The 25,814-nt window shown below is 69.0% G+C and carries 17 protein-coding genes; 8 read left to right on the forward strand and 9 right to left on the reverse strand.

What is annotated here, in order from left to right; all coding sequences use genetic code 11:
* The first annotated feature begins 53 nt into the window (after nt 1–53).
* Entirely contained in the window at nt 54–1,700 is a 1,647-nt protein-coding gene (locus AC5RVZ_RS00400) for a BCCT family transporter (protein WP_494064696.1), read from the forward strand.
* A gap of 27 nt (nt 1,701–1,727) precedes the next feature.
* Here the strand turns inward: AC5RVZ_RS00400 and AC5RVZ_RS00405 are convergent, their stop codons facing one another.
* A complete protein-coding gene (locus AC5RVZ_RS00405; RefSeq protein ID WP_494063809.1) occupies nt 1,728–3,092 on the reverse strand; it encodes an MFS transporter in 1,365 nt (454 codons plus the stop codon).
* Between the two features lie 342 nt (nt 3,093–3,434).
* On the opposite strand from AC5RVZ_RS00405, the gene AC5RVZ_RS00410 reads away from it, so the two are divergent.
* Nucleotides 3,435–11,084: a DUF7927 domain-containing protein gene (locus AC5RVZ_RS00410; protein WP_494063810.1), complete on the forward strand. Its 7,650-nt coding sequence runs from the start codon at nt 3,435–3,437 to the stop codon at nt 11,082–11,084.
* A gap of 81 nt (nt 11,085–11,165) precedes the next feature.
* Here AC5RVZ_RS00410 and AC5RVZ_RS00415 read toward each other — a convergent pair whose 3' ends face one another.
* Both AC5RVZ_RS00415 and AC5RVZ_RS00420 read right to left on the reverse strand, forming a co-directional pair.
* Nucleotides 11,166–12,200 (reverse strand): zinc-binding dehydrogenase, encoded by a 1,035-nt coding sequence (locus AC5RVZ_RS00415; protein WP_494063811.1) that lies wholly within the window; start codon nt 12,198–12,200, stop codon nt 11,166–11,168.
* Between the two features lie 65 nt (nt 12,201–12,265).
* On the reverse strand, nt 12,266–12,667 hold the full coding sequence (locus AC5RVZ_RS00420) for a VOC family protein (RefSeq protein WP_494063812.1): 402 nt from the start codon (nt 12,665–12,667) through the stop codon (nt 12,266–12,268).
* A 242-nt stretch (nt 12,668–12,909) separates the two neighbouring features.
* On the opposite strand from AC5RVZ_RS00420, the gene AC5RVZ_RS00425 reads away from it, so the two are divergent.
* Nucleotides 12,910–13,527 (forward strand): peptidase M23, encoded by a 618-nt coding sequence (locus tag AC5RVZ_RS00425; protein WP_494063813.1) that lies wholly within the window; start codon nt 12,910–12,912, stop codon nt 13,525–13,527.
* Nucleotides 13,528–13,739: 212 nt separating this feature from the next.
* Here the strand turns inward: AC5RVZ_RS00425 and AC5RVZ_RS00430 are convergent, their stop codons facing one another.
* The 6 genes from AC5RVZ_RS00430 to AC5RVZ_RS00455 form a co-directional block, all read right to left on the reverse strand.
* Nucleotides 13,740–14,543 (reverse strand): PfkB family carbohydrate kinase, encoded by an 804-nt coding sequence (locus AC5RVZ_RS00430; protein ID WP_494063814.1) that lies wholly within the window; start codon nt 14,541–14,543, stop codon nt 13,740–13,742.
* Nucleotides 14,544–14,554: 11 nt separating this feature from the next.
* Nucleotides 14,555–15,568, reverse strand: coding sequence for an SIS domain-containing protein (locus AC5RVZ_RS00435; RefSeq protein ID WP_494063815.1), 1,014 nt, complete (start codon nt 15,566–15,568; stop codon nt 14,555–14,557).
* 100 nt (nt 15,569–15,668) lie between these two features.
* Nucleotides 15,669–16,517 (reverse strand): sugar phosphate isomerase/epimerase family protein, encoded by an 849-nt coding sequence (locus tag AC5RVZ_RS00440; RefSeq protein ID WP_494063816.1) that lies wholly within the window; start codon nt 16,515–16,517, stop codon nt 15,669–15,671.
* A complete protein-coding gene (locus AC5RVZ_RS00445; RefSeq protein WP_494063817.1) occupies nt 16,514–17,422 on the reverse strand; it encodes a carbohydrate ABC transporter permease in 909 nt (302 codons plus the stop codon). The genes AC5RVZ_RS00440 and AC5RVZ_RS00445 overlap by 4 nt, the downstream gene beginning before the upstream one ends.
* Nucleotides 17,416–18,408, reverse strand: coding sequence for a carbohydrate ABC transporter permease (locus tag AC5RVZ_RS00450; RefSeq protein ID WP_494063818.1), 993 nt, complete (start codon nt 18,406–18,408; stop codon nt 17,416–17,418). Before AC5RVZ_RS00450 ends, AC5RVZ_RS00445 begins: the two co-directional genes overlap by 7 nt.
* Nucleotides 18,405–19,721, reverse strand: coding sequence for an ABC transporter substrate-binding protein (locus AC5RVZ_RS00455; protein WP_494063819.1), 1,317 nt, complete (start codon nt 19,719–19,721; stop codon nt 18,405–18,407). The genes AC5RVZ_RS00450 and AC5RVZ_RS00455 overlap by 4 nt, the downstream gene beginning before the upstream one ends.
* Before the next feature lie 264 nt (nt 19,722–19,985).
* Here AC5RVZ_RS00455 and AC5RVZ_RS00460 point away from each other — a divergent pair, with 264 nt between their 5' ends.
* From AC5RVZ_RS00460 to AC5RVZ_RS00480, 5 genes are all read left to right on the forward strand, one after another.
* Nucleotides 19,986–20,987 (forward strand): SIS domain-containing protein, encoded by a 1,002-nt coding sequence (locus tag AC5RVZ_RS00460; RefSeq protein WP_494063820.1) that lies wholly within the window; start codon nt 19,986–19,988, stop codon nt 20,985–20,987.
* Between the two features lie 99 nt (nt 20,988–21,086).
* The gene (locus AC5RVZ_RS00465) at nt 21,087–21,977 is read left to right on the forward strand and encodes a PfkB family carbohydrate kinase (RefSeq protein WP_494063821.1); all 891 of its coding nucleotides are present in this window, start codon (nt 21,087–21,089) and stop codon (nt 21,975–21,977) included.
* A 28-nt stretch (nt 21,978–22,005) separates the two neighbouring features.
* Nucleotides 22,006–23,136 carry a LacI family DNA-binding transcriptional regulator gene (locus AC5RVZ_RS00470; protein ID WP_494063822.1) on the forward strand — a complete coding sequence of 377 codons (1,131 nt, stop codon included), beginning with the start codon at nt 22,006–22,008 and terminating at the stop codon, nt 23,134–23,136.
* A 160-nt stretch (nt 23,137–23,296) separates the two neighbouring features.
* Entirely contained in the window at nt 23,297–25,162 is a 1,866-nt protein-coding gene (gene dnaK, locus AC5RVZ_RS00475; RefSeq protein ID WP_494063823.1) for a molecular chaperone DnaK, read from the forward strand.
* Nucleotides 25,163–25,164: 2 nt separating this feature from the next.
* Nucleotides 25,165–25,809 carry a nucleotide exchange factor GrpE gene (locus tag AC5RVZ_RS00480; RefSeq protein ID WP_494063824.1) on the forward strand — a complete coding sequence of 215 codons (645 nt, stop codon included), beginning with the start codon at nt 25,165–25,167 and terminating at the stop codon, nt 25,807–25,809.
* Nucleotides 25,810–25,814: the final 5 nt, after the last annotated feature.

Raw genomic sequence — 25,814 nt, forward strand, 5'->3', positions numbered from 1 at the left:
CGGAGTCCCCGGGCACCGGCGCAGCCGTCGTCCCGGCCACGGGGCGGGCAGGGATTCAGCGCTGGGTCTTCTGGCCCGCGGCCGTGGTGGTGCTCCCTTTCAGCGCGTTCGCGATCCTCGCGCCCCGCGCCGCGGAATCGCTGTTCTCGGGCATCCAGTCGACCATCGTCAACGCCTTCAACTGGTACTACGTCCTCCTCGCCGCGCTCTTCGTCGCATTCGTGCTCGTCGTGGGCTTCTCACGATTCGGCGACATCAAGCTCGGTCGCGACGATGACGAACCGGAGTTCTCGATCGGCGCGTGGTTCTCGCTGCTCTTCGCGGCCGGCATGGGCATAGGCCTCGTCTTCTACGGCGTCAGCGAGCCGCTGAGTCACTTCGTGAACCCGCGCCCCGGTGTCGAGGGCACGCCGCAGCAGCTTGCGCAGCAGGCGCTCACCCAGACCTACCTGCACTGGGGAGTCCAGGCGTGGTCGATCTACGTGATCGTCGGTCTGGCGCTCGCATACGCGATCCACCGCCGCGGCCGACCGATCTCCATCCGCTGGACCCTCGAACCGGTGCTGGGGCGCAAGCGGGTGGAAGGGCCGTGGGGCCACGCGATCGACGTCGTCGCACTCGCCGGCACGCTGTTCGGCGTCGCGACGTCGCTGGGGCTGGGGGTCCTGCAGATCAGCGCCGGTCTCGGTGCCGCCGGTTTCGGGGAGCCCAATGTCGCGATGCAGGTCGGCATCATCGGCGTCATCACGCTCTTCGTGCTGCTCTCCGTGCTCTCGGGCGTCACACGCGGCATGAAGTGGCTGTCGTCGACCAACCTGGTGCTCGCCGGGCTGCTGCTGGTGTACGTGCTGGTCTTCGGACAGACCGAGTTCCTGCTGCGGGAGTGGGTGCAGTCCATCGGCGGGTACATCCAGAACTATGTGGGCCTGTCCTTCACCGTCAGCGCGTTCCAGGGAACGGAGGGCGAGGCGTGGCAGGCGGCGTGGACCTCGTTCTACTGGGGCTGGTGGATCTCGTGGGCGCCCTTCGTCGGCATCTTCATCGCCCGCGTCTCGCGCGGGCGCACGGTCCGCGAGTTCGTGGTCGCCGTGATCCTCGTGCCCACCATGCTCGGCGTCCTGTGGTTCGCCGTCCTCGGCGGATCCGCGCTCTACCTCGAACTTAACGACCCTGGTGCGATGACCGGGCCGGATGGCACGGTCAACCTCGAAGGGGCGATCTTCCAGCTGCTCGGCCACTTCCCGGGCACGGCTGTGCTGACGATCGGGGTGATCGTCCTCATCGGCATCTTCTTCATCACCTCGGCCGACTCCGGCGCACTCGTGATGGGCATGATCGCAAGCGGCGGCGACCAGGAGCCGCCGAAGTGGGTCCGCACGTTCTTCACGCTGGTCACGGCGCTGCTCGCGATCGCCCTGCTGCTCACCGGCGGCCTGACCGCTTTGCAGACGGCAGCGATCACCATCGCCCTGCCGTTCAGCGTGGTCATGCTCCTCATCTGCTGGGCGACCATCGTCGCCTTCCGACGCGAGCGCAATGCCTACGAGCATGCTCGACGTGCGGCGTTCGTCGAGCGCATCGGCGAGTACTACGGGCTGGAAGTGGAGGAGCCGGACCAGCGCGGGATCCGCTGGCCGCAGCTGCCGCGCTGGTTCCACACGCGCGGGCGAGCCCCGCGTGACGGCGCGCCGCCGGAGTGACGCGGATGTCGCGAACGGCCCGCGTCGTCAGTGGCTGAGCTTCTCCTGCTTCGCCCGCACGGGCAGCAGCAGGAGAAGGCCCGCCAGCAGCACCAGCACGATGCCCAGGATGCCGAAGTAGGCCGCACCGAAGACGGAGACGAAGACGGCGAACATCGTCGGTGCGAGGAACGACACCGCGCGTCCGGTGGTGGCGTAGAGGCCGAACACCTCGCCCTCGCGCCCCGCCGGGATGATGCGGGCGAGGAATGTCCGCGACGCCGACTGGGCGGGGCCGACGAACAGGCAGAGCGCCAGGCCCGCGGTCCAGAAGACGATCTGCCCGCCGTCGTGCAGGAAGAACACGAGCAGGCCCGAGATCACCAGGCCGATGAGTGCGGCGACGATGACGGGCTTCGCTCCGAGCCGGTCATCGAGCGCGCCCACGGCGATCGTCGACAGTCCCGCGACGACATTGGCGGCGATGGCGAAGAGGATGACCTCACCGGGGGAGAATCCGAAGACGGATGCCGCGAGCACGCCGCCGAACGTGAAGACGCCCGCGAGCCCGTCGCGGAACACCGCGCTGGCGAGCAGGAACCACACGGTGTGGCGGCTCTCACGCCACAGGCGCGCGATGTCACGGCCGAGGCGCGCGTAGGAGGCGAAGAATCCCACCTTCTCGCGCCGGGCACCCGCGCCGCGGTACTCCGGAACGGCGAACAGCACGGGAAGGGCGAACAGGCCGAACCACAGTGCGGAGACGACCATCGCGAGCCGAACCGGCCAGCCGTCCTCGTCCGGCACGCCGAAGAGCCCCTGGATGAAGCCGAAGTAGACGATCAGCAGCAGCACGATGCCGCCGACGTATCCCATGCCCCAGCCGAAGCCGCTGACGCGGCCGATGGAGCGGGGCGTCGACACCTGGGACAGCATCGCGTTGTAGTTCACGCCGGCGAACTCGAAGAAGACGTTGCCTGCGGCGACGAGGAAGAGCCCCAGCCACAGGAACGACGGGTCGGGTGCGACGAAGACCATCGCCACGGTCAAACCGACGACGATGTACGTGTTCACCGCGAGCCACAGCTTGCGGCGGCCGGACGTGTCGGAGCGCTGACCGGTGACCGGCGCGAGCAGGGCGATCAGCAGGCCCGCGGCAGCGAGGGCCCAGCCCAGCTGCGCCTCGACGGCACCGGGCTCGCCGAAGCTCGAACTGGTCAGGTAGACGGTGAAGACGAACGTCGTGACGACGGCGTTGAAGGCCGCCGAGCCCCAGTCCCACAGTCCCCAGGCGAAGACCGCCCGCCCGCTGGTGCGCTGAGCTCCCTCGCCCGCCGCGGCCGCGGCGATCCCGTCGGTCCGCGTGAGGCCGGTGACGGTCGGTGCGGGAACGCGGGATTCGGGCGAACTCATGTCGGTCACGCTATGGCCCTTCGATGAACGGCTGGTGTCGCCGGTACATGCGCCGCCACACCGCGGCACCTCGTCAGGCTACCTCCCGGGCGATCCCGCACGGCGGCAAGGCTCCGGGTGAAACGAGGGGTGAATTTCGGGACGCTTCCGCGGGCACTTGGTAGAAAGGCTGGAAGTCTGTCTTCAGCGAGATCCCAGATTTCACGCACGGCGCACCGCTTGCCTGGCGATGCGTGCCGACCGGGGGGGTTGTTTGTGAGTCATACGCGTCTGTTCGCGCGGCGATCGATGACGGCGATGCGGGCGGACCGTGGCACGACCGCGCCGCGTCGCAGAATGCGGATGGCGCGGCGGCAGCGCAGCGCGGCCGCGGTCGCCGTCTTCGCGATGGCGGCGAGCTTGCTGACCAGCGGCGCAATGGTGACGTTCGGTGCGGCGGCTCCTGCATCCGCGGCAGTCTCAGCCTCGCAGGCGTGGGTGACGGGCGTCTCGGCCGTCAGCGCCGGCGACGCTGCCGGCAACGGTGCGTGGCGTACGTTGACGTTCGACACCGGCGTCACCGCCACCGAGACCACGACCTCCGTCACCGGAAGGTGCAACCCGTTCGGTACCGGCTCGGCCGGCGCGAACAATGTGGCGGCCTTCCTCGAGCCCGACCCACCTGCGGACGTGCGATCCGCGGACATCAACTGCGCCGGGCCCTACTTGGGCGGCGGGGCGAGAACCGCGACCGTCGAGTTCAGCAAGCCGGTGATCGCCCCCGTTCTTCATGCGGTGAATCTGGACGCCTCTCGAGCCGGGATCACCGGCGCGGGCATCACGCTCACCACCCTCGCCAAGAACAACGCCATGGAGGTCACGGGCACCACGCTGAACTCCACGCTGCAGCAAGCACTCAATGTCGGTTGCGCCGGTGACGACGGGTCGAACCCCAACGGTGCGTGTGGGTCGTTCCGGCTGACGTCCGCGGCTCCTGTCACCACCTTCACGCTGACGAACGACACGACGGGCAGCACGCTGCCGGAGGTGGGCAGCAACGACTCGTGGAGCTACACGCTGTCGTACCCGACCGCACCGATGACCAAGGCGTTCAACCCGGCCAGCATCACAGCGGGCGGCACCAGTGCGCTCACCTTCACGATCAGCAACCCGGCCAGCCCGACGCAGCCGACCCTCACTCCGCTCGACTTCACCGACCAGCTTCCCGCGGGGGTCACGCTGGCCGACGACACCGTGGCTGCCACGCCGGGCTGTGGTTCTCCGACGGTCAACGCCGCTGCCGGTGCGACCGAGATCACCGCTTCGGGCATCTCTGTCGCCGCCGGTGCGACGTGTGAGATCACGGTCAACGTCACGTCGGACACGGTGGGCAGCTACACGAACGACACGGACAACCTCTCCACCTCGGTGGCGAACCTGATCCCGGATGCCGACACCACCCTCACCGTGACTGAGGCGCCGGAGTCGCCGGTGCCGTTCTCCTGCCTCGCGGGTGCTCCCGGCACGCTTTTCCAGCAGGCGCCGACCGATGTCTACAGTGTCGATCTGATCACCGGTGCCAGTTCTGAAGTCGCAAGTGACATCGCGGCGAGCAACCTCAACGCGGCCGGCTACAACCCGGCAGATGACTTCATGTACGCGTTCGACCAGTCGGTTTCCTTCGTGCGCATCGGCAGCGACTGGGCGATCGACGACCTCGGGCTGCCCTCGAACTGGACGACGTTCCCGGTACCCACCGCCCTTCGCACCGCCTTGAACGTCGGCGAGTTCGACGCGGACGGCCACTACTGGGTGAGCAACTCGAACGCTGCTCAGCCGGGCTGGGTCGAGATCGACCTCAGCGACCCCGCCTCGCCGACATACATGCAAGTGGTCTCCGCCGGCAGCTTCACGATGCCGGCAGGGTGGCTGCAGGGCCCCGACTGGGGCTACAACGTCGAAGACGGCGACCTCTACGCCACGGCGTACATGAACACCGTCACGCCCGTGCGCATGGCGCTCGTCCGCTTCGACACCGACACGCACACCATGTCGCTCGTGCGGGATCTCGGCCCTCTGCAGAACCCCGGTGGTCAGCCGGTCAGTGCCTTGTTCGGCGCCGTCTACAGCGACCCCAACGGTTTCCTCTACGGTTCCGACAACGGCACCGGCGCGATCTGGCGCTTCGACATGGAGACCGGCGCAGCCGCGTTCTTCGCGCAAGGTCCGGCATCCGGGTTCAACGACGGCGCCCGCTGCTTCAACTCGCCGCTCTCGGTCGACTTCGGCGACGCGCCGAACTCCTACGGCACAACGCTGGTTTCCGACGGTCCCCGCCATATGATCGTCGACGGCATCCAGCTCGGCTCGGATGTGGATGCAGAGGCGGACGGCCAGCCGAACGCCGCCGCGGACGGCGATGGCGCTGACGAGGACGGCGTCGCCTTCAACCCCGCGCTCGACTATCCGAATGCCACGATCCGTACAGGTGTGGACGCGAACTCGCAGCAGCCGGTCGAAAACACTCTGGAGGTGGAGGCATCCGCTGACGGGTTCGTGAGCGTGTGGGTGGACTGGAACCAGGACGGCGACTTCCTCGATACCGGCGAGCAGGTCGCCAACGCGCAGCCGGTGACCACCGGCTCCAACGACATCACCTTCGCTCAGGGAACCAATCCTGCGGGCATCCAGACGTATGTTCGTGTGCGGTACTCGACGGACGCCGCGTCGATCGCCTCGCCCTCCGGTGCCGCACCGGATGGGGAGGTCCAAGACTACCGCGTGCTCGTGGAGCGCTTGATCCAGCCCGACTCCTGCGTTACCAACACGGTGGAGTTCTCTGCACTCACGTTCGGCGCTCCCATCTCCGAGGTGTCCAACGGCGGCGCTCCGGGCACCCGGGTTCGGTACGCCAACGTGACGGTCGTCAACGGAGTCGCCGTCGACGTCATAGGAGAGGTCGAGTCGGGTGCGCTGAACCCCGGCGTTCGGCCGCCGGACGGCTTCGGGGATTCCGCCGGCGCACACGACGACGCCGCCTGGACGACCGGTGATGCGACGATCCGCTACTCGTTCGTCGGGGCCGGCACGACGACGCCGGTGCCGATCAACGCGGTGATCACCGTCAACGACATGGACGCATTCACCGCCGACGTCAGAGAACGGGCGACCTTCGACCTCGCTGACCTTCGCTCATACGCCGTCACCCAGGGAAGCACCGTTGCCATCAGCGAGGCGGAGGGGAAGGTGACATTCACCGGAACCGTCGCGAGCGACGCGGGACCGGAAAGCCGGTTCCAGGTCGTGCTCCAAGGGATCGAATCATTCGAGTCCCGCTGGGAAGGCGCCCGCAGTTCCGGGTTCTCCATGGACGGCGACGGCGATATCGGCATCCAACCGCCCGCCTGCTCCGACTTCGGTGATGCTCCCAACTCGTACGGCACCGACCTCGCGAGCAACGGTCCGCGGCATACGGTCACCCCGGGCCTCACGCTCGGCGCCCGGATCGACTTCGACAGCGACGGTCAGCCGAATGCTGAGGCCGACGGCGACGACTCTGATCGTCTGGCGGACGAGGACGGGGTGAGCTTCAACCCGGCACTCGGGTATCCGAGCGCCACGATCCGGACCGGTCTGGACCCCGACTCGCAGCAGCCGGTCGAGAACACTCTGGAGGTGGAGACATCCGCTGACGGGTTCGTGAGCGTGTGGGTGGACTGGAACCAGGACGGCGACTTCCTCGATACCGGCGAGCAGGTCGCCAACGCGCAGCCGGTGACCACCGGCTCCAACGACATCACCTTCGCTCAGGGAACCAATCCTGCGGGCATCCAGACGTATGTTCGTGTGCGGTACTCGACGGACGCCGCGTCGATCGCCTCGCCCTCCGGTGCCGCACCGGATGGGGAGGTCGAAGACTACCGCGTGCTCGTGGAGCGCTTGATCCAGCCCGACTCATGTGTCACGACCGGCTCGCAGTACTACGCCTTCACGTTCGACAACGTGGCGGCCACCACCGGTATCGGGATGGTGGGATCGTCCACGCGGTTCGCGAACGTCAGCGTGATCCAGGGTGTACCGGTCGACATGGTCGTCGAGGTGCTCGAGGGCGTCATGAGGCCCGACCAGATGCCCCCCAACGGCATCGGTCGCGGCGACGGGATCAACTTCGGCATCGATGACGGCCAGTGGCAGATCAACACCATGGCGCGACTGCGGTACTCGTTCTACGAGGCCGGCACGACGAGTCCCGTCGAGATCAGCGGTGTGTTCACCGCCAACGACATGGACGGCCCGAACGTGGAGTCCGCCACGTTCACCGCTTCCGATCTGGCCGGTTACGCGGTCACTGAAGGCAGCGCGGTGACGATCCGCACGACTGGCGATGACATCGTGTTCAGCGGCGGCAAGGCATCGTTCGGAGACCCGGGAAGCCGCTTCCAGGTCGCGCTCGAGGACAAGAGCTCGTTCGAGATCCTCTGGAGAGGCGGGAACGGCTCCGGCTTCGGGTTCGACGGCGACGGGGACCTGACCATCCAGCCTCCCGCCTGCTCCGACTTCGGCGACGCGCCGGACTCGTACGGGACCACCCTCGCGAGCAACGGTCCGCGTCACACGATCACCCCTGGCCTCGCCATCGGCTCCCTGATCGATTTCGATCCCGACGGGCAGCCCACCGCCGCCGCCGATGGCGACGACACCGACCGTGTGGCGGACGAAGACGGCGTTGCCGGTGACGTCGTCGTAACAGTGGGCGACGAGACGACGGTCACGGTGTCGGTCACGAACGGCACCTCGGGTGCGGCGACGCTCGCAGGCTGGATCGACCTGAACGGCAGCGGCGCATTCGACGACGGTGAGCTCGTGACGGCTCCGGTGCCGGCGAACTCCGGGACCGCGGACTACCAGCTCACCTTCCCGGTGGGCGCCGTGACGACCGACACGTTCGCTCGGTTCCGTCTCTTCCCGGGTGATGTGACGACGTTCTCGCCGACGGGCGCGGCCACCGCCGGTGAGGTCGAGGACTACCCGGTGACCGTCGTGGAACGGGAACTGTCGATCACGAAGACGTCGGATGCGACGGCGGACTCGCGGCCGGGTGACACCATCACGTACACGGTCACGGTTCAGAACACCGGTGACGGCGATTACACGACCGCCAACCCCGCCGTGGTGCTCGATGACCTGTCCGGTGTGCTCGATGACGCGGCATTCAACCACGACGCGCAGGCCTCCGATGGCCCGGCGCCGACGTTCTCGAGCCCGCGACTGAGCTGGGCGGGGCCGCTGGATGCCGGCGAGACGGTGACGATCACCTATTCGGTGACGCTCGCCGCAGGTGGCGACGGCGTGGTGCGCAACGTGGCGTTCGGCCCCGGGTGCGACCCGGCGGATCCGGCGTGCGACACGACCGCCCCGGCGTGCGAACCGCCCGTGGGCGGCGTGGATCCGGTCACCGGCGTGCCATGTGCCGAGACAGAGCTCCTGCTGCCGCGCCTGACGCACACCAAGGTCGCGGACACGACCGAACTGCCGGCCGACGGCGGGGTGGTGACGTACACCGTGACGGTGGAGAACACCGGTCCGGGCGTGTTCACCGCGGCTGCGCCCGGCACGATGACGGACGACCTCTCGGCTGTGCTCGACGACGCGGCGTACAACGATGACGCCTCGGCGGACATCGGGACGGTCAGCTTCGATCCGGCGGACGACTCGCTCACCTGGGAAGGTCCGCTCGCGGTCGGTGCGATCGCGACGATCACCTACTCGGTGACGTATGACGCGTCCGCCGGCGACAACAGCTTGGTGAACGTGGCGTGCGTGCCGGCCGAACTCGCCACGGACCCTGCCGATCCGTGCCGATCGGTGCAGATTCCCGGCTCGGCGCTGCAGGACCGCAAGTCGGTGAACCCGGCATCCGGGACGTCGGTGGTCGCCGGTCAGCAGGTGACGTACACGCTGTACTTCCAGAACACCGGACTGGCCACGGCCACGGTCGACACGTTCGACGATCTGTCCGACGTCCTCGACGACGCCACGCTCACCGGCGGTCCGACGACATCGAACCCGGCGTTGTCGGCTGTGGTGAACGGCACGCGGATCGACGTGACCGGAGCGGTGCCCGCCGCTGCGACCTACACGGTGTCGTACACGGTGACCGTCAAGGCGTTCGCCGAACAGGGCGACCACGTGCTGGGCAACGTGCTCGGGGGCGACGCCGGATGCCCGACGGCAGACCCGACGTGCCGTACCGAGAACCCGGTGCGGCACCTGGCCGTCACCAAGACGTCGGATGCCGAGACGGATGTGACCACCGGCGATGTCGTCACGTACACCGTCACCATTCGCAACGACGGCGAAGGCGACTACACCGACGACGCCCCCGCCGTCGCCCAGGATGACCTGTCCGGCGTGCTCGACGACGCGAGTTACAACGCCGATGTGTCCGCGTCGGCCGGGTCGATCTCGTACACCGCACCCATCCTGACGTGGACCGGGCCCCTCGCGGCCGGCGACGCCGAGACCTTCACCTACTCGGTGACGGTCACCAACGGCGGAGACCATGTGCTGCAGAACACCGCCGCCGCGGTGTGTGCGAGCCCGGAGATCTGCGACCCGCCGGCCATCGTGACCACGCCCCTCCCGCACATCGTGCCGAGCAAGACGTCGGACCCGGCATCGGGCGAGGCTCTGCAGGGCGGCGATGTCGTGACGTACACGCTCTCGTGGACGAACGACGGCCAGGCAGCGGGGGCCGTCGACTCGACCGACGACCTGTCCGACGTGCTGGACGACGCCGACGTGACCTCCGAGCCCGCGCCGTCCGACGCGGCGATCACCGCGGAGCGCACCGGCGACGAGATCCGCGTCACGGGGACGCTGCAGCCCGACCAGACGGTCACGGTCACCTACTCGGTGACGATCAAGCCGGACGGCGAGCGCGGTGACAACATCGCGTCCAACGTGCTGACGCCCGACGTGCCGCCGTACCTCTGTCAGGACGCGGATGCCGACTGCGAGCCGTTCGCGCCGCCGACCACCACGCACCCGATCAGCGAGCTCGACGACTGGAAGCTCGTCGACCCGGCGTCGGGAAGCACCGTCCGCCCAGGCCAGCAGGTGACGTACACCCTGCACTTCGAGAACACCGGAGAGGCGGACGTCGATGTCAATCGCGACGACGTGCTCACGCAGGTGCTCGATGACGCGGCGGTCACGACCGGGCCGACGAGCTCCGACCCTGCCCTGTCGGTGTCGCCCATCAGCGCGGACCGCTTCACGGTGTCCGGCACGCTGACGCCGGGCCAACACGTGACCGTCATGTACGCCGTCACGGTGAACGCCGACGGTGATCGCGGGGATGACCGTCTTGGGAACGCCCTGGTTCCGACCGGAACCGACCCGGACGGCAGCTGCGTGCCGGTCGACTCCGACCGCCCGGACTGCACGGTGAACCACGTCTCCAACGTGATCGCGTCGAAGTCGGCCGACCCGGCGTCGGGCACCGAGGTGTCGCAGGGCGACCGCGTGACGTACACGCTCACGTTCGAGAACGTGTCGACGAACCCGGATGCCGCCAGCACGCCGATCGACTACACCGACCACCTGGCCGACGTGGTCGACGACGCCAACGTCTCGGCGGGTCCGGTGGCATCGGATCCCGGCGTGACGGCGGAGCGCGGGAGCCAGGCGATCCGGGTCACCGGCGCCGTGGCGTCGGGAGACACTGTGACGGTGACATACACGGTCACCGTGAAGGCGTACGACGAGCAGGGCGACCACCGACTCGGCAACGTGGTCGCCGTCACCGGCGAAGAGCCGATCTGCGCGCCGGGCTCGAACCTGTGCACCGAACATGTCCTGGTGTCACCGCCGGGCCTCGCGATCACCGGTGGCACGATCGCGTGGGCTGCGGTGCTCGGCGCGCTGGTGCTGCTGCTGGGCGGTGGCGGAGCGCTCGTCATCGCGCGCCGTCGGCGTGCGGGAGCGGCCGCGGACATCGCGGCTGACTGAATCGGGTGACGGCTGCGCCCCGCCCTCGCGGCGGGGCGGAGCCGCCACGACGCACCCGTTCTGACGTCGGATGCGGGCTCGTCACCGTCGCGGATCGATCATCGTCATCCCCGCGGGCGTGGCGGTGTCAAGATGCGGGAGCAGCCGAGCGGCCTCCTCGAGGCCGACGACCCGCTCGATGAGCTCGTGCGGTCGAAGCACCCCGCGTCCGATGAGCGTGAGCATGTCCGGATAGTCCACGGCGGCCATGCCGTGACTGCCGAGCAGATCGAGCTCCCACGCGATGGCTCGCGCCATGGGAACTGCCGTGAGGCCGGTGGCCGAGGGCAGCAGCCCGATCTGCACATGGCGTCCCCGTCGCCGCAGGCTCAGAACCGCGTCGGCGCAGGTCTGCTCGCTGCCGACGGCATCGACCGTGACGTGAGCGCCGCCACCGGTGAGGGCGTGCACCGCGTCGGCGACATCCGTCGCGGCATCCACGGTATGCGTCGCGCCGAGCCGGGTCGCCTCCGCCAAGGCATCGGGATTGCGGTCCACCGCGATCACGCGAGCTCCGAGTGCCGTCGCGATCATGACAGCGCTCAGGCCCACGCCGCCGGCACCGACCACGGTGACCCACTCGCCCGCCTGCACCCTCGCGCGTGCGGTCAGCGCTCGATAGGCCGTCGCGAATCGGCATCCCAGCGCGGCCGCGGCCTCGAAGGAGACGCCCTCGGGGATCGCGACGAGGTTGACGTCAGCGGCGTGGAGGACGACCGCCTCGGCGAACGAGCCCCAGTACGTGAAGCCCGGCTGCTCCTGCTGCGGACACACCTGGGCGTCGCCGGCGAGGCACCATTCACACCGGCCGCAGCCGAGCACGAACGGGGCCGTCACGCGGTCGCCGACCGACCACCTCCGCACCTCTTCGCCGACGGCGACGACCACGCCGGCGAGCTCGTGCCCGGGAATGTGCGGAAGCGCGATGTCATCGTGGCCGGCCCACGCGTGCCAGTCGCTGCGGCACAGTCCGGTCGCTCGCACCTGGACGACCACACCGCCGGGCGGCGGAACCGGGTCCGGCACCTCGCGGATCGAGAGTGGACCCGCCACAGCATCCATGATCATCGCGCGCATCGTCGCACCACCGTACGTCACGTGGGGGACGTCGTCCGCGGTCGCGCTCGCAGCCGCGCGAGCGATCAGGCGCCGTGAGGAGGGTTGTGCATGAACTCGATCCGGATGCCGTTGTCGTCCTCCACGAAGGAGGCGTAGTACCGATCGTTGAAGCGCGGGTATAGCTTCGGCTCCCGCACCGCCGACCAGCCGGCTTCCATGGCCACGGCGTGCAGGCGATCGACCTCGGCGCGCGAGTCCACCGCGAAGGCGAGGTGCTGCCACCCCACGCGCCCGTGGCGATGAGGGCCGGTACCCGGCTCGCGGGCGGGGAAGAGGATCAGCTCGGTCTCGCCCTCGGTATGCCAGGACACACCGCTCTCGGCGTCGCAGCGGGTGAACCCCAGCGCCCGGAGCACCGGATCGAACTGCGCGATTCCGATCTCGAGGTCGTCGACGGTGATGCCGATGTGATCGAAGACGGGCATCCCGGCAGTCTTGCGCACCGCGCCGCTCGCGAGCAACACGTCGCTCCCGGCGGAGACGAGGCCCGTTCCCAGCCGGGACTGGGAGACTTCGGGGCATGGCGCGAACCGGTCCCTCACGTGCGGCCGCGCGCCACGCCCGCCGGCCGCCGAGGAAGCGCACGCCGTCCGATGCGCGGGCGAACGGGAATCGGCGCCGCTCCGGCGCGAGCCGTCGGCGTTCCCGCGGCGCGCGCGCTCGCCGCGTGCGCATCCTGCTCATCACGTCGGCCGCCTCTCTCGCCGTCCTCGGCCTCCTCGCCGCCGTCGCGCTCGCGAGCACCGTGATGCGGGGGTCCGGCGACTGCCGCATCGCGGCCCTGGTGCCGCAGCGCTCGGCTGTGTCGGCGAGCGGGTGGGATGCCGAGCAGCTCGACAACGCCGCCGTCATCATGCGTGCCGGCAGCGACCTGGGGCTGTCGGCTCGTGATCAGGCGATCGCCGTCATGACGGCGATGGGGGAGTCCTCGCTGCGCAACCTCGACTACGGCGACTGGGAGACCAGCGGCGTCACCAACCCGGACGGCAGCCGCACCACGTCGATCGGGCTCTTCCAGCAGCAGGACGGCTGGGGAACTCGAGAGCAGCGCCTGGACCCGTACGCCGCGGCGTCGCTGTTCTACCGCGCCATGACGAAGGTCGTGCCGGAGGTGGAGAGGCATGGTCTCGCACCGACACTGGTGGCGCACCGCACGCAGATCAACGCCGACCCTCAGCACTACGCCCGCTACTGGCCGGCCGCGGTGCGCGTGGTCGAGCAGCTGTCCGGCTCAGAGACCGGGCTCGACGCGGCGACCGGCGCCCAGGAGTGCCCACGGGGGTGAGCCGCCGGTCTCGAGCGCAGGCTGATGACCGGTTCGGCGGAGGCGATCCATGCGGCCTTGACAGGCAGCGAACCCGAGGTCGTGGAAGGTTCCCTTCCGAGCAGGAGATGTGTCTCTCCGCAGGAGGCTCGAGCCCGAGAACTCCTGTGGAAGGGCGCTCTCCTGTGGAGCGAGCACGGGGACACGGATGCCGCGACCCGGGACCGTCGTTCTCACGGGATGCGCGCGTCCGGCCACCCGCCCCGATGCTCACAGGCGCGAGCGGCCTGTTGGGCGCCCGCAGCAAGCGCCGTCCCGACGCCTGCACCGCCCAGGCGTGCGGCGATGAATCCGGCGATGAAGGCGTCGCCGGCGCCCGTGGTGTCGACGACCTCGGCGGGCACAGCATCCTGCCGCCACCACCGCGAGCCGTCGGTTGCCATCGCACCCAACGCACCGCGCGTCACCACCGCCAGGGCCGCTCCTCCCGCGATGGCTCGACGCGCCCACGCGCGTGCTTCCTCCTCAGGCGGATCGGCAACCGATCCGAACGCGACGTCGAGTCCGGCGAAGCCCCGAGAGACCGCCCCGTCCTGGCTGAGACGTGGCAGTCGTCCGCCCATGGTGCGGATGGCAGCGCGGACGGCATCGGCTTCGGCGAGCATTCCGAGGTGCACCCAGTCGGCGCGGGAGATCAGCGCGAGCTCGGCTCGCCGCGGAACGTAGTTCGCGGTCACCCCGAAATCCTCGGAGACGAACTCACGCTCACCGCCGGGCTTCACGTCGATGCGCGTGAGTGCCGTCGCACCCGGACGAGTGACGAGGCCCTCGGGCGTCAAGCCGGCTCGCAGCACGCCCCGAGCGACCGCGCGGCCGAAGGCATCGGATCCGATGGCTCCGAAGTACGCCGTCGGAATGCCGGCGGCCACGAGCTGAGCGCCGACGTTGAGCGCATTGCCCCCGACGAACAGCGCCGGTTCCGCGCCGATGTACTCGTCGATGGTGTTGTCACCCACCACCGCCGCGGTCCGCCGCATCCGTCGCCGCCTCAGTACTGCACGCGCCTGTAATACCGGCGCGTGGTGAGTGGGTGGTCGCGGAGCACTTCCAGGTGGGCACTGACGCGCTCCAGCGCGGTCGCAAGCAGCGTGGGCGCGAGCAGCGCTCGGAGCTGTGGAGAGAATCCCGGCAGCTCGAAGTCGGCGGTGTCGATCACCGTGAGGGTCTGGGTGACGGTGGGTACGAACGCCTCGACGCGCTCGATCAGCGGCCGTCCGGCATCTTCACCCTTCAGCGCGAGGACGCTGACGCCGGGCTCGAGCAGCTCGAGGGTGCCATGGAAGAAGTCGCTGGCGTGCACCGGCCGGGTGCGGATCCACTGCATCTCCTCCAGGATGCACATGCCGTAGTAGAAGGCCTCCGGCCAGCTTCCGCCGGCGCCCGTCACGATGTGGTAGTCGCTCGCGGCGATCACTCGGGCGATCTCCTCAGCCCGGCCCTCGAAGGTGCGCTTGATGCCGAGGAGGGCGCCGGGCAGGTCCGAGAGCTGGGAACGCAGCCGCGGTGCGTCGTCGTCGCCGTCGAAGGCCTCGAGGATCGAAAGCGCGAGCAGCAGTGCCTGCACCGTGAAGGTCTCGCTCGAGGTGTCGTCCGCGGCGAACGTCGTGAGGTTGGCGTCGGCCTCCTTCGCGAGCGGGGTGCCGGCATCGCCGGTGAGCGTCACGACGAACGCGCCCGCGGCCTGGGCGGAACGCAGCAGCTCGATGCTCTCGACCGTCGTTCCCGAGAGCGACGGGATCACCACGAGCGTCGTTGGCCCGAGATGCACCGACCCGGTGTGCACGAGCTCCGCGGGCATCTCCTGCAGCACGCGAAGCCGGGAGCGCGTCTGCAGGAACCGGACGGCGGGCTGCATCAGGATGCCGGCCCCGCCGGAGCCGGCGAAGATCACGGTGTCGGTCCCGGCTGCGAGTCGCCGGCGCACGAGTTCGTCGATGCGAGGAGCGAGCGCGACGGCGCCGGACTGGATGTCGAAGAAGCGTTCGGTGTCGAGGTTGAGCATGGAGAAGTCCTTGAGAGTGAGGGGGAACGAAGGAATGCGCGCCCGTGGTCATGCACCCGGAAGGCGCGCGCCGGGCGGGCGCGGTTCGGCAGGTGCCGTCTCAGGCAGCGGCGGCTCGTGGGAGCGCCTGCTCGATCGCCGCGAGCGAGCGCTGCAGCACCGGCTTCGGGTCGAAGGCGTAGGAGCCGTCACCGAAGAGCTCGACCGTCATCGGCCCGGTGTAGCCGCGGCGGTCGAGGGCGGCGAGGATGTCGCGCAACGGCAGCTCGCCGTCACCCCAGGCGAGATGACCGGCCGGACTGCCGTCGATCAGGTGCACGTGCCGCACCAGCGAGCCGAGCCGGTCGAAGTACGCGTCGACGTCGTCGCCCGCCACGGTCATCGCCACGGTGTCGAGCGCGACGCCGAGGTTCGCGGCCGCGATGTCGGCGAGCATCGCGGCGGCATTCCCGGCCGTGTTGACCAGGTTGGACTCGACCCGCTGGAGCGGCTCCAGCACGCAGTCCAGCCCCAGGCTGTCGGCGTAGGCCGCGATCTCGCCGATCGCGTCCACGGCACGTCGCCATGCCGCATCCGTCGATTCGCTCTCGAACCCGCGACCGGGGGTCAGGAACAGCCGCGACGCGCCCAACTCGACGGCGAGCTCGGCCGCGCGGCGGAACATCGCGACGCTGGCGGCGCGCAGGCGCGTGTCGGGCGAGGCGACGTTGACCGGGTACATGACCTGCTCCGGGGTGAGGCAGTCGATCCGCAGGCCGCGCTCGGCGGCGAGACGGCGGATCGCCCGAGCCTCGCCATCGCTGGTCCGGCTCACGTGGAGATGCGGAGCGATGCCCCACAGCTCCACACGCTGCCGGCCGAGCTCGGCGAGATCGTCGAAGCACTCCGCGAGCGGGCGGTGCTGGTAGGAGAAGTTCGACCCGTTCACCTGGTCGAGTGCGATCGTCATTTGCCGATCCCTTCCGAGAGTCCCTTGATGAAGTACCGCTGGCAGAGGAAGAACAGGGCCACGACCGGCACCGCTGCGATCACCATGCCTGCGAAGACGACCGGGTAGTCGGTGCCGTGCTTGCTCATGAGGCTCGTCAGCCCCACGGGCAGCGTCTGCACGTCGGTGCCGCTGGTGAACACCATCGCGAACAGATACTCGTTCCACGCGAACAGCACGTGGAGGATGACCGTCGAGATGATGATCGGCTTCGACATCGGCAGGATGATCCGCCAGAAAGTCGTCCACCGGCTCGCGCCGTCGACCTCAGCCGCCTCGTCGACCTCGCGCGGCAGATCGATCATGTACGCCCGGATGAGGAACGTGGTGAACGGGATCCGGAACGCCGTGTAGAGGATCAGCAGCGCCCAGAAGGTGTTGTACAGACCCATCGCCTGGAACATCTTCACCAGCGGAACCAGTGCAACCGCCGGCGCCAGCATCAGTCCGCCCAGGATGAGCCCGGCGGTCACCCGGCCGAAGGGCACGCGGACGCGGGTGAGCCCGTACGCCGCCCAGGCGCTGATGAACACGGTCGTGATCGTCGACGTCACCGTCACGAGCACGCTCGTGGTGAGGTATCCGCTCACACCGCGGTTCCAGGCGTTCGCGTAGTTCTGCCAGCTCCACTCGAGGGGCAGCGCGAACGGGTTGCCGAAGAGCTCGGCGTTGGTCTTGAAGCCGTTCAGCACCATCCACAGCAGCGGGTAGACCACCACGGTGACGAGTCCGAGCAGGAACGACCAGATGAAGACCTTGCCCACGACGCCGAGGAAGCCTGCCCGCGTCACCGAGCGCGAGCGCACGTTGCGCGGGTTGACCGTGCGATTGGACACGGTGCGATCGGACACGGTTGCCGTCACCATTCGACCCTCCTGCGGCGCGTGTACCAGAGCTGCGCGAGCGCGATGGCGAGCGTGACCACGAAGATCACGGTGGCGATGGCCGCGGCGTAGCCGAAGTCGTTGCGGACGAACCCGTTCCGGTAGAGCCAGGTGCCGAGCACCTGCGTGGAGTTGTTGGGACCGCCACTGGTCATGACCATCACCTCGTTGAAGACCTGGAAGGCGCCCGAGATGGTGACGATCATCATCAAGCCCGTCATCTCGCGGACGAGCGGCAGCGTGACGTGGAAGAACCGCCGCACGGGGCCGATGCCGTCGAGCGATGCCGCCTCGTACAGCTCCGACGGGATGCGCTGGATCGCCACGGCGAACAGGAGCGTCGAGTACCCGAAGCCCTGCCACTGGCTCATCGCGATGATCGCGACCATCGCCGTGCTCTCCTGCCCCAGCCACGGCTGGGCCAGAGCGCCGAGACCGAGCACGTCGAGCAAGGAGTTGAGCAGCCCGAGGTTCGGCTCGTAGATGAAGTAGAACAGCAGGCCGGCGACCGTCAGCGAGATCGCCGAGGGGACGAAGTAGATCGCTCTCAGCGCCTTGCGCCAGCTCGTTCGGCGCAGGCTCTCGATGAGCGCGGCGAGCACGAGAGCGCCCGCCACTTGGAACGCGATCGACAGCACGGCGTACAGAACGTTGTTGCCGAGCGAGGCCCAGAAGACCGGGTCACCGGCGAGCTTCACGTAGTTGTCGAGGCCGACGAACGTCTGCGTCCCGCTGTAGATGTCCCACTCGAGCGTCGAGAACCCGAAGTTCTGGATAAGGGGCAGGTAGACGAAGACGGCGATGACGACGATCGCGGGCAGCACCCACGCGAGGCCTGCGAGTCGACGGGCAGGCGAGGCGCCGACCGACCGGCCGGGCCTGCCCGTTCTCGGCCGACGGCCGAGAACGACGGACGTGGTGTCTGTGGGAACGAGGGGGCCGGCGGTGGCCGGCCCCCTCGTGGTCATCGTGCTGATGAGTTCGCTCCTTGCACGCTCTCCATGACCTGCTCGGGCGTGGAGCTTCCGCTGATGAGGGCCTCACCGCCGGCGAGCCAGGCATCCGCCACCTCAGGGACGGTCACGGTGTCGAGCCAGACGACGAGCTGCGAGGCCTCGTTCACCTTCGTGATCCCTTCGAACACCGCGGCGCTCGAGGTCTCCTCCGTGACGGCGCCGATGACCGTGCTCGGCTGGCCATACGGCGGCGACGACAGTGTCTTGGCGTTCTCCTCGTCGGTGACGAACTTCATGAAGTCCACCGCCAGGGCGGCGCGCGGCGACTTCGCATTGATGAGGTAGCCCTCCGGCGAGCCTTCGATCGCCGCGGTGTCGCCCGCCGCATCCGAGGGGGCGGGCAGCGCGAAGATGCCGAACTGGTCGGGCGTCAGGACGTTGCCCTCCGCCGTGACGGTGTCGAACTCCAGGATCTCCTGGTAGTACATCGCCGCCCGCCCGCCGGCGAGGGCCTCCTGCGCCGTGGTGTAGAGCACGCCGTTCGTGCCGGTGCCGGTGTCGGTGCACTCGTCGACGAGGGTCTTGAACTGCTCGAGTGCGGCCGTGTATCCGGGGTGGCTCCACTCGGCGGAGGCGGGATCGAAGTCGGCGTGCAGCACGTCGCTCGGCACGTTGTACGCGAAGAGCTGCTGCAGGTAGTGCAGTGCCGGCCAGCCGTCCTTGTTGCCGAAGGCGATCGGCTCGTATCCGGACGCTCGGAGCGGCGCGCACGTCTCGATGAGCTCCTCGAAGGTGGTGGGCACCTCGACGCCTGCCTCGGCGAACGCGGTCTTGCTGTACCCCATGAACTTCCCGTTGTTGTACAGCGGGATGCCGTAGTACTTGCCGTCGACCGCGAAGGCGTCCAGCGACGCCTCGCCGAAGCGGTCGCCCCACTCTGTGCCGGGCGCGATGACCTCGGTGAGGTCGGCGGCGAGGCCGCCGCTGATGAAGTTCTCCGCCCAGTCGCCCGCCCACGTGAAGTAGATGTCGGGCAGGGCCCCGCTGGCCGTGAGCGTCTTCGTCTTGTCCTTCACCGACTGGTCGGTCTCCTGAATGAGTTCGACGTCGACGTCCGGATGCTCGGCCTCGTACGCCGCCGCCAGATCCTCGAAGTACGGGCCGAGGGGTTCGCCGGCGAACTTCGTGAGGATGCTCAGCGTGCCCGAGTACTCGGGTTCCGCCGTGACGTCGGCTGCGGGAGCAGGAGAGCCTCCGGCGCACCCCGCCAGGGTCAGGGCCGCGGCCGTCGCGGCCGCGGTCATCGCGTATCTGCGTACGTGCATGGGTACCTCTTTCCGAAGGACGGTTCTCGGGAGGGACCGACGGCGCCCGGGCGCCCACCGATCCGACGCTGGATATTGCGGTGCGTGACTTGGGAGCCGAATGTACATGAAACCTGAGACCGGTACCAGTCTCGAGTTCAAAAGATTCCCGCGGCGCGCATGCTTGACAGTCGCGTCAAGGCCGTGTCAACATGGTCGCCACCTGAGACCGGTATCACATTCGGATCCCGTGCCGGCCGGGAAACCACGCGAAAGGACACACGCATGCTCGGCTTTGAGGAGCCCGAATTCCGCGCTCAGACGGCCAGCGCCGTCGCCCTCCGCCCGCAGGTCGAGGAACTCGTCGAGGGCCTTCTCGACGACGGCATCGAGAATGTGCTGCTGGTCGGCTCCGGCGGCACGTACGCCCAGATGTGGCCGTACGAGTTCCTGGCGCGGCAGCGCTCGAGCCTTCCCGTGCGCTCCGCGATCGCAGCTGAGCTGATCGAGTCGGGCGACGCGCTCCTCGGAGAGCGCACGCTCGTCGTGGTGGCGTCGGTCTCGGGCACGACGGAGGACGTCGTCCGGGCGCTCGACTACGTCAAGGGCTTCGGTGCGAAGACCGTCGCCTTCACCGGCGTGCCGACGTCGCCGATCGCCCTGAACGTCGACCACGCGCTCGTCTCCGAGCCGAAGACCTGGCCGTTCGACATGCAGCTACTGCTGCTCGTGGGCCGCATCCTGTATCGGCGCGGCGAGTTCGACGGCTACCCCTCGCTCGCCGACGAGCTGGTGCATCTGCCCGACGCGCTCGTGGCCGCGGCGGAGCAGGCTGAGCCGCTCGCCGCGGCGTTCGCCGAAGCGCACGTCGAAACCGACTACTACTTCCTCATCGGCGGTGGGCCGCTGTGGGGCTTCACCTACCTGTATTCGATGTGCATCCTCGAGGAGATGCAGTGGCTGCGCACGACGCGCGTGCACAGCGCGGAGTTCTTCCACGGCTCACTCGAGCTGCTCGAGGAGGACACGGCGGTGCTCATCTTCCAGGGCGAGGACCGCACGCGTCCGGTCACCGACCGCGCGGAGGCCTTCGCCAAGCGGATCTCGAAAGACGTCACCGTCTTCGACACCCGGGACTACGCGCTCGAGGGCTTCAGTCAGGAGAACCGGCAGTACATCGCGCCGATCGTGCTCGACACCGTGATGGGCCGAGTGAGCAAGCACCTCGAACGCGTGCGCGATCACTCGCTCGACCTGCGTCGCTACTACCGCGTCATGGAGTACTGAGCACGACACGATCCGCGGGGCCGGACGCGCGTCCGGCCCCGCTCGACCCGCCGGACGCCTGCGGCGCGGGCGCCGGGTCAGAGGCAGGTGGAGGCACACATGCGCGTACTGGGATTCGGCGACAACATCGTCGACCGCTTCCTCGATCGAGGCATCGACTACCCCGGCGGCAATGCGGTGAACGTCGCGGTCTTCGCCCGACGGCTCGGGGCGGACGCGGCGTACGTGGGCGTCTTCGGGGACGACGACCTCGGCGCGTTCCTGCGTGAGGCGGTTCACGCGGAGGGCATCGCCATCGACCGGAGCGTCGTCCGCGCCGGAGAGACCGGCGTCTCGTCGTTGCACGTCCGGGAGGGCGACCGCGTCTTCCTGGGATGGAACGGCGGCGGCGTCACGGTGCGCGAGCCGATCGACCTCGAGGACGGACGGCTGGAGTACGCGGCGGGATTCGACCTGGTGCACTCCAGCGTCTACTCGCGCGTCGAGTCCGAGCTGAAGCGGCTCGCCGGCCTCGACGTGCTGGTGAGCTACGACTTCTCCAGCGAGGACGAGTTCCGGACGGGCGAGTACCTCGACGCCGTCGCCCCGCACCTCGACCTCGCTCTGGTGTCCTGCTCCGGGCTCGACGACTGCGAGGCGCGGGCGCTCCTGGCCGACATCGTCCGACGCGGTGCGTCGCTCGCCCTCGGCACGCGCGGCACGGATGGCGCCCTCGTCACCGACGGCCGCTTCTGGCGAAGTGCTCCCGCGCACCGCATCGAGGACGAGTCCGCCATCGTCGACACGATGGGATGCGGCGACGCCTTCGTCGCAGGATTCATTGTGTCGCTCCTCGGTGAGGGCTGGCGCAAGGCTGCGGGGCCGACCGCCGGGCAACTGGAGCGGGCGCTCGCTGCTGGCGCCCAGTCGGCCTGGGCGCAGTGCTTCGTCGAGGGAGCGTTCGGCCGCGGCCGCCCGGTCGGCGACGCGGTCGCCAGTAGCATGTGGTGAGCCGGTGACGCGGAAGGGGGCGCGGACGATGTCCCCCGAGCGCTCGACTCCTCCGACGATCTCCGACGTCGCCACCGAAGCCAATGTCGGGCGCGCGACGGCGGCCCGCACGCTCGGCGGCTACGGGTACGTGAGTCCTGAAGCCCGCGAGCGCGTTCTCGCGGCGGCGGAGCGCCTCGGGTATCGGGCGAACGCCCTCGCACGCAGCATGTCGACGGGCGTCAGCCACACCCTCGGGGTGGTCGTCGCCGACATCGGCAACCCGTTCTTCGCCGGCGTCGTGCGGGGCATCTCCGATGCGTCGCGCGCCCGCGGGTTCGACACCCTGGTGCTCAGCACGCACGAGGATCTGACCGAAGAGATCGCCGCGGTGAACGTGCTCATCGACAAGCGCGTGGACGGCATCATCGTCGCGTCGGCGGCGCTCACGCCCGCCGGCACCGCCCACATCGAGGAGGCGCGGGCGCGCGGCATCCCGGTCGTTCTCGTCGACCGCGCGGTTCCCGGGCTCGACGACCTCGCGGCCGTCGTGATCGACAACCGCGAAGCCAGCCGGGAGGCGGTGGCTTCGCTCATCGCCGCCGGTCACCGGCGCATCGGCTTCGTCTGGGGACCGCCCGTTCCCGAGCGTCCGGCCCGCCGGCGAGAGCTCGTGGATGCGGCCGCCCGGAACCTGTGGACCGACGGCGAGCGCCTGCGCGGCTACCTCGACGCGCTCGACGACGCCGGGTTGCCGTTCGACGCCGACCTCGTGATGGTGGGGGAGAAGACGGAGGCGCGCGCGATCGCCGAGGTGGAACGGATGCTGCGACTCGACGACCGCGTGACGGCGTTGTTCTGCACCGAGACCGACGCGGTCACCGGTGCGCTGCACGCGATCCGGGCGGCAGGCCTGCGCATCCCGGCCGACGTGTCGCTCATCGGCTTCGACGACAGCTCGTGGGCTTCGGTGATGGACCCGCCCCTGACCATGGTCGAGCAGCCCATGCTCGCCCTCGGCACTCGCGCCGCGGAGGTCCTGCTCGGCCATATCGACCGCGCCGCGTCGAGCGATACATCGCCGGAGGACGCGTCGGGCCGGATTCGCCACACTCTCGACACGCGTCTCATCAGGCGCGCCTCGGTGGCGCCCCCGCCGGGTGTCGCTCCAGCAACTTGAGCCGGTTCATATCAAGTTTGATTTGACGGATGCCCGGACGCAGGCGTATGGTTGAGCCATCGCGGCTCAACCTTGGGTCGATCCAAGCGACGTCGCGAGCAGACTTCACCCGATCCACGGGCTCAGGCAGCCGCCTCGGCCCACACGAAGGAGAGAACACATGGCACGTGCTGTTGGAATCGACCTCGGTACGACGAACTCGGTCGTGAGCGTCCTCGAGGGCGGCGAGCCGAAGGTCATCGCGAACGCCGAAGGGTTCCGCACGACCCCCTCGGTCGTCGCCTTCACCAAGGACGGCGAGGTGCTGGTCGGCGAGACCGCCAAGCGCCAGGCCGTCACGAACGTCGACCGCACCGTCTCGTCGGTCAAGCGCCACATGGGCACCGACTGGACCTTCGGCGTCGACGGCAAGAAGTGGACGCCGCAGGAGATCTCCGCGCGCATCCTGCAGAAGCTCAAGCGCGACGCCGAGCAGTACCTGGGCGACACCGTGACGGATGCCGTCATCACCGTCCCCGCCTACTTCAACGACGCCGAGCGTCAGGCCACCAAGGAGGCCGGCGAGATCGCGGGCCTGAACGTCCTCCGCATCATCAACGAGCCCACCGCCGCCGCGCTGGCGTACGGCCTGGACAAGGGCAAGGAGGACGAGCTCATCCTCGTCTTCGACCTCGGTGGCGGAACGTTCGACGTGTCGCTGCTCGAAGTGGGCAAGGACGACGACTTCTCCACGATCCAGGTCCGCGCGACGGCCGGTGACAACCGCCTCGGTGGCGACGACTGGGACCAGCGCCTGGTGGACTACCTGATCAAGCAGTTCAAGGACACCACGGGCGTCGACGTCTCGAACGACAAGATCGCGCTGCAGCGTCTCAAGGAGGCCGCGGAGCAGGCGAAGAAGGAGCTCTCGTCCTCGACGAGCACCTCGGTGAACCTGCCGTACCTGTCGCTGACGGAGTCCGGACCGGTGTCGCTGTCCGAGACGATCTCGCGGGCGAAGTTCGAGGACCTCACTAAGGACCTGCTCGACCGCACCAAGAAGCCGTTCGAGGACGTCATCCGCGAGGCCGGCATCAAGGTCAGCGACATCGACCACGTGGTGCTCGTGGGCGGCTCGACCCGTATGCCCGCCGTGTCGGAGCTCGTCCAGCGCGAGGCCGGGAAGGAGCCCAACAAGGGCGTGAACCCGGACGAGGTCGTCGCCGTCGGCGCCGCCCTGCAGGCCGGTGTCCTCAAGGGCGAGCGCAAGGACGTGCTGCTGATCGACGTCACGCCGCTGAGCCTGGGCATCGAGACCAAGGGCGGCATCATGACGAAGCTCATCGAACGCAACACCGCCATCCCCACCAAGCGCAGCGAGACGTTCACGACCGCCGACGACAACCAGCCGTCGGTCGCGATCCAGGTCTTCCAGGGCGAGCGCGAGTTCACCCGCGACAACAAGCCGCTGGGCACGTTCGAGCTGACCGGCATCGCCCCGGCTCCGCGCGGCATCCCGCAGATCGAGGTCACGTTCGACATCGACGCCAACGGCATCGTCCACGTGTCGGCGAAGGACAAGGGCACCGGCAAGGAGCAGTCGATGACCATCACCGGCGGTTCGTCGCTGCCGAAGGAGGACATCGAGCGCATGGTGCGCGAGGCCGAGGAGCACGCCGCCGAGGACAAGAAGCGCCGCGAGGCCGCCGAGGTGCGCAACCAGGCCGAGACGCTCGCGTACTCGATCGAGAAGCTCATCAAGGACAACGACGACAAGCTGCCCGCCGACGTCAAGGAGAGCGTGCAGGGCGACGTCGACGCGCTGAAGGCCGCGCTGGCCGGTGACGACGACGAGGCGGTCAAAAACGCCTTCGACAAGCTCAGCCAGAGCCAGACGAAGCTGGGCGAGGCGATCTACGCCGCCGGCCAGGCGTCGCAGTCGACGGATGCCCCGAGCGAGCAGCCCGCAGGCGACACGGGTTCGGCGGACTCCGATGAGGACGTCGTGGACGCCGAGGTCGTCGAAGACGAGGACGAGAAGAAGTAATCATGGCTGACAAGGACCACAGCTCCGTTCCCGAGCCCGAGGACTCCCGCGGCGCTGACGAGGTCCGGCCTGCTCAGGAGGGGTCGGAGGCGAACGCCTCCGACCCCGCCCCGCAGGAAGGACAGGATGCCGCCGGCGAGGCCGACGAGCTCACGGTGGACGACATCCTGGGTGCGTCGCAGACGGCCGAGGCCGCCGACGCCGACACCGCCGCCGACCGCGTGGAGGCGCTGGAGTCGCAGCTCCTCGACGACCTCAAGCGGCTGCAGGCCGAGTACGCCAACTATCGGCGCCGCACCGAGGAGCAGCGCGAGATCGAGGTCCAGCGCGCCCAGGGCGCCGTGGCGAAGGGTCTGCTGCCCGTGCTCGACGACCTCGACCGCGCCGCCAAGCACGGCGACCTCGTCGACGGCTCGCCCTTCGCCGCGATCGCCGAGAAGCTGCGCACGCTCGCCGAGCGCATCGGCCTGGTGACGTACGGGGAGGCCGGCGAGGTCTTCGATCCCCAGCAGCACGAGGCGATCTTTCAGGCGCCGACGCCGGGCACGACCGAGCCGACGATCCTCGAGGTCGTCGAGATCGGGTACCGGCTCGGCACCGTCGAACTGCGCCCTGCGAAGGTCGTCGTCGCCGTGCCGACCGAGTAGCACCG

The organism is Arthrobacter sp. Cza30, assembly GCF_059090765.1.

What these genes read in the sequence shown, in the direction of transcription:
- AC5RVZ_RS00405 (WP_494063809.1), bottom strand. Translation starts at nt 3,092, where the DNA reads ATGAGTTCGCCCGAATCCCGCGTTCCCGCACCGACCGTCACCGGCCTC.
- AC5RVZ_RS00410 (WP_494063810.1), top strand. Translation starts at nt 3,435, where the DNA reads ATGGCGCGGCGGCAGCGCAGCGCGGCCGCGGTCGCCGTCTTCGCGATG.
- AC5RVZ_RS00415 (WP_494063811.1), bottom strand. Translation starts at nt 12,200, where the DNA reads ATGCGCGCGATGATCATGGATGCTGTGGCGGGTCCACTCTCGATCCGC.
- AC5RVZ_RS00420 (WP_494063812.1), bottom strand. Translation starts at nt 12,667, where the DNA reads ATGCCCGTCTTCGATCACATCGGCATCACCGTCGACGACCTCGAGATC.
- AC5RVZ_RS00430 (WP_494063814.1), bottom strand. Translation starts at nt 14,543, where the DNA reads ATGCGGCGGACCGCGGCGGTGGTGGGTGACAACACCATCGACGAGTAC.
- AC5RVZ_RS00435 (WP_494063815.1), bottom strand. Translation starts at nt 15,568, where the DNA reads ATGCTCAACCTCGACACCGAACGCTTCTTCGACATCCAGTCCGGCGCC.
- AC5RVZ_RS00440 (WP_494063816.1), bottom strand. Translation starts at nt 16,517, where the DNA reads ATGACGATCGCACTCGACCAGGTGAACGGGTCGAACTTCTCCTACCAG.
- AC5RVZ_RS00445 (WP_494063817.1), bottom strand. Translation starts at nt 17,422, where the DNA reads ATGGTGACGGCAACCGTGTCCGATCGCACCGTGTCCAATCGCACGGTC.
- AC5RVZ_RS00450 (WP_494063818.1), bottom strand. Translation starts at nt 18,408, where the DNA reads ATGACCACGAGGGGGCCGGCCACCGCCGGCCCCCTCGTTCCCACAGAC.
- AC5RVZ_RS00455 (WP_494063819.1), bottom strand. Translation starts at nt 19,721, where the DNA reads ATGCACGTACGCAGATACGCGATGACCGCGGCCGCGACGGCCGCGGCC.
- AC5RVZ_RS00460 (WP_494063820.1), top strand. Translation starts at nt 19,986, where the DNA reads ATGCTCGGCTTTGAGGAGCCCGAATTCCGCGCTCAGACGGCCAGCGCC.
- AC5RVZ_RS00465 (WP_494063821.1), top strand. Translation starts at nt 21,087, where the DNA reads ATGCGCGTACTGGGATTCGGCGACAACATCGTCGACCGCTTCCTCGAT.
- AC5RVZ_RS00470 (WP_494063822.1), top strand. Translation starts at nt 22,006, where the DNA reads ATGTCCCCCGAGCGCTCGACTCCTCCGACGATCTCCGACGTCGCCACC.
- dnaK (WP_494063823.1), top strand. Translation starts at nt 23,297, where the DNA reads ATGGCACGTGCTGTTGGAATCGACCTCGGTACGACGAACTCGGTCGTG.
- AC5RVZ_RS00480 (WP_494063824.1), top strand. Translation starts at nt 25,165, where the DNA reads ATGGCTGACAAGGACCACAGCTCCGTTCCCGAGCCCGAGGACTCCCGC.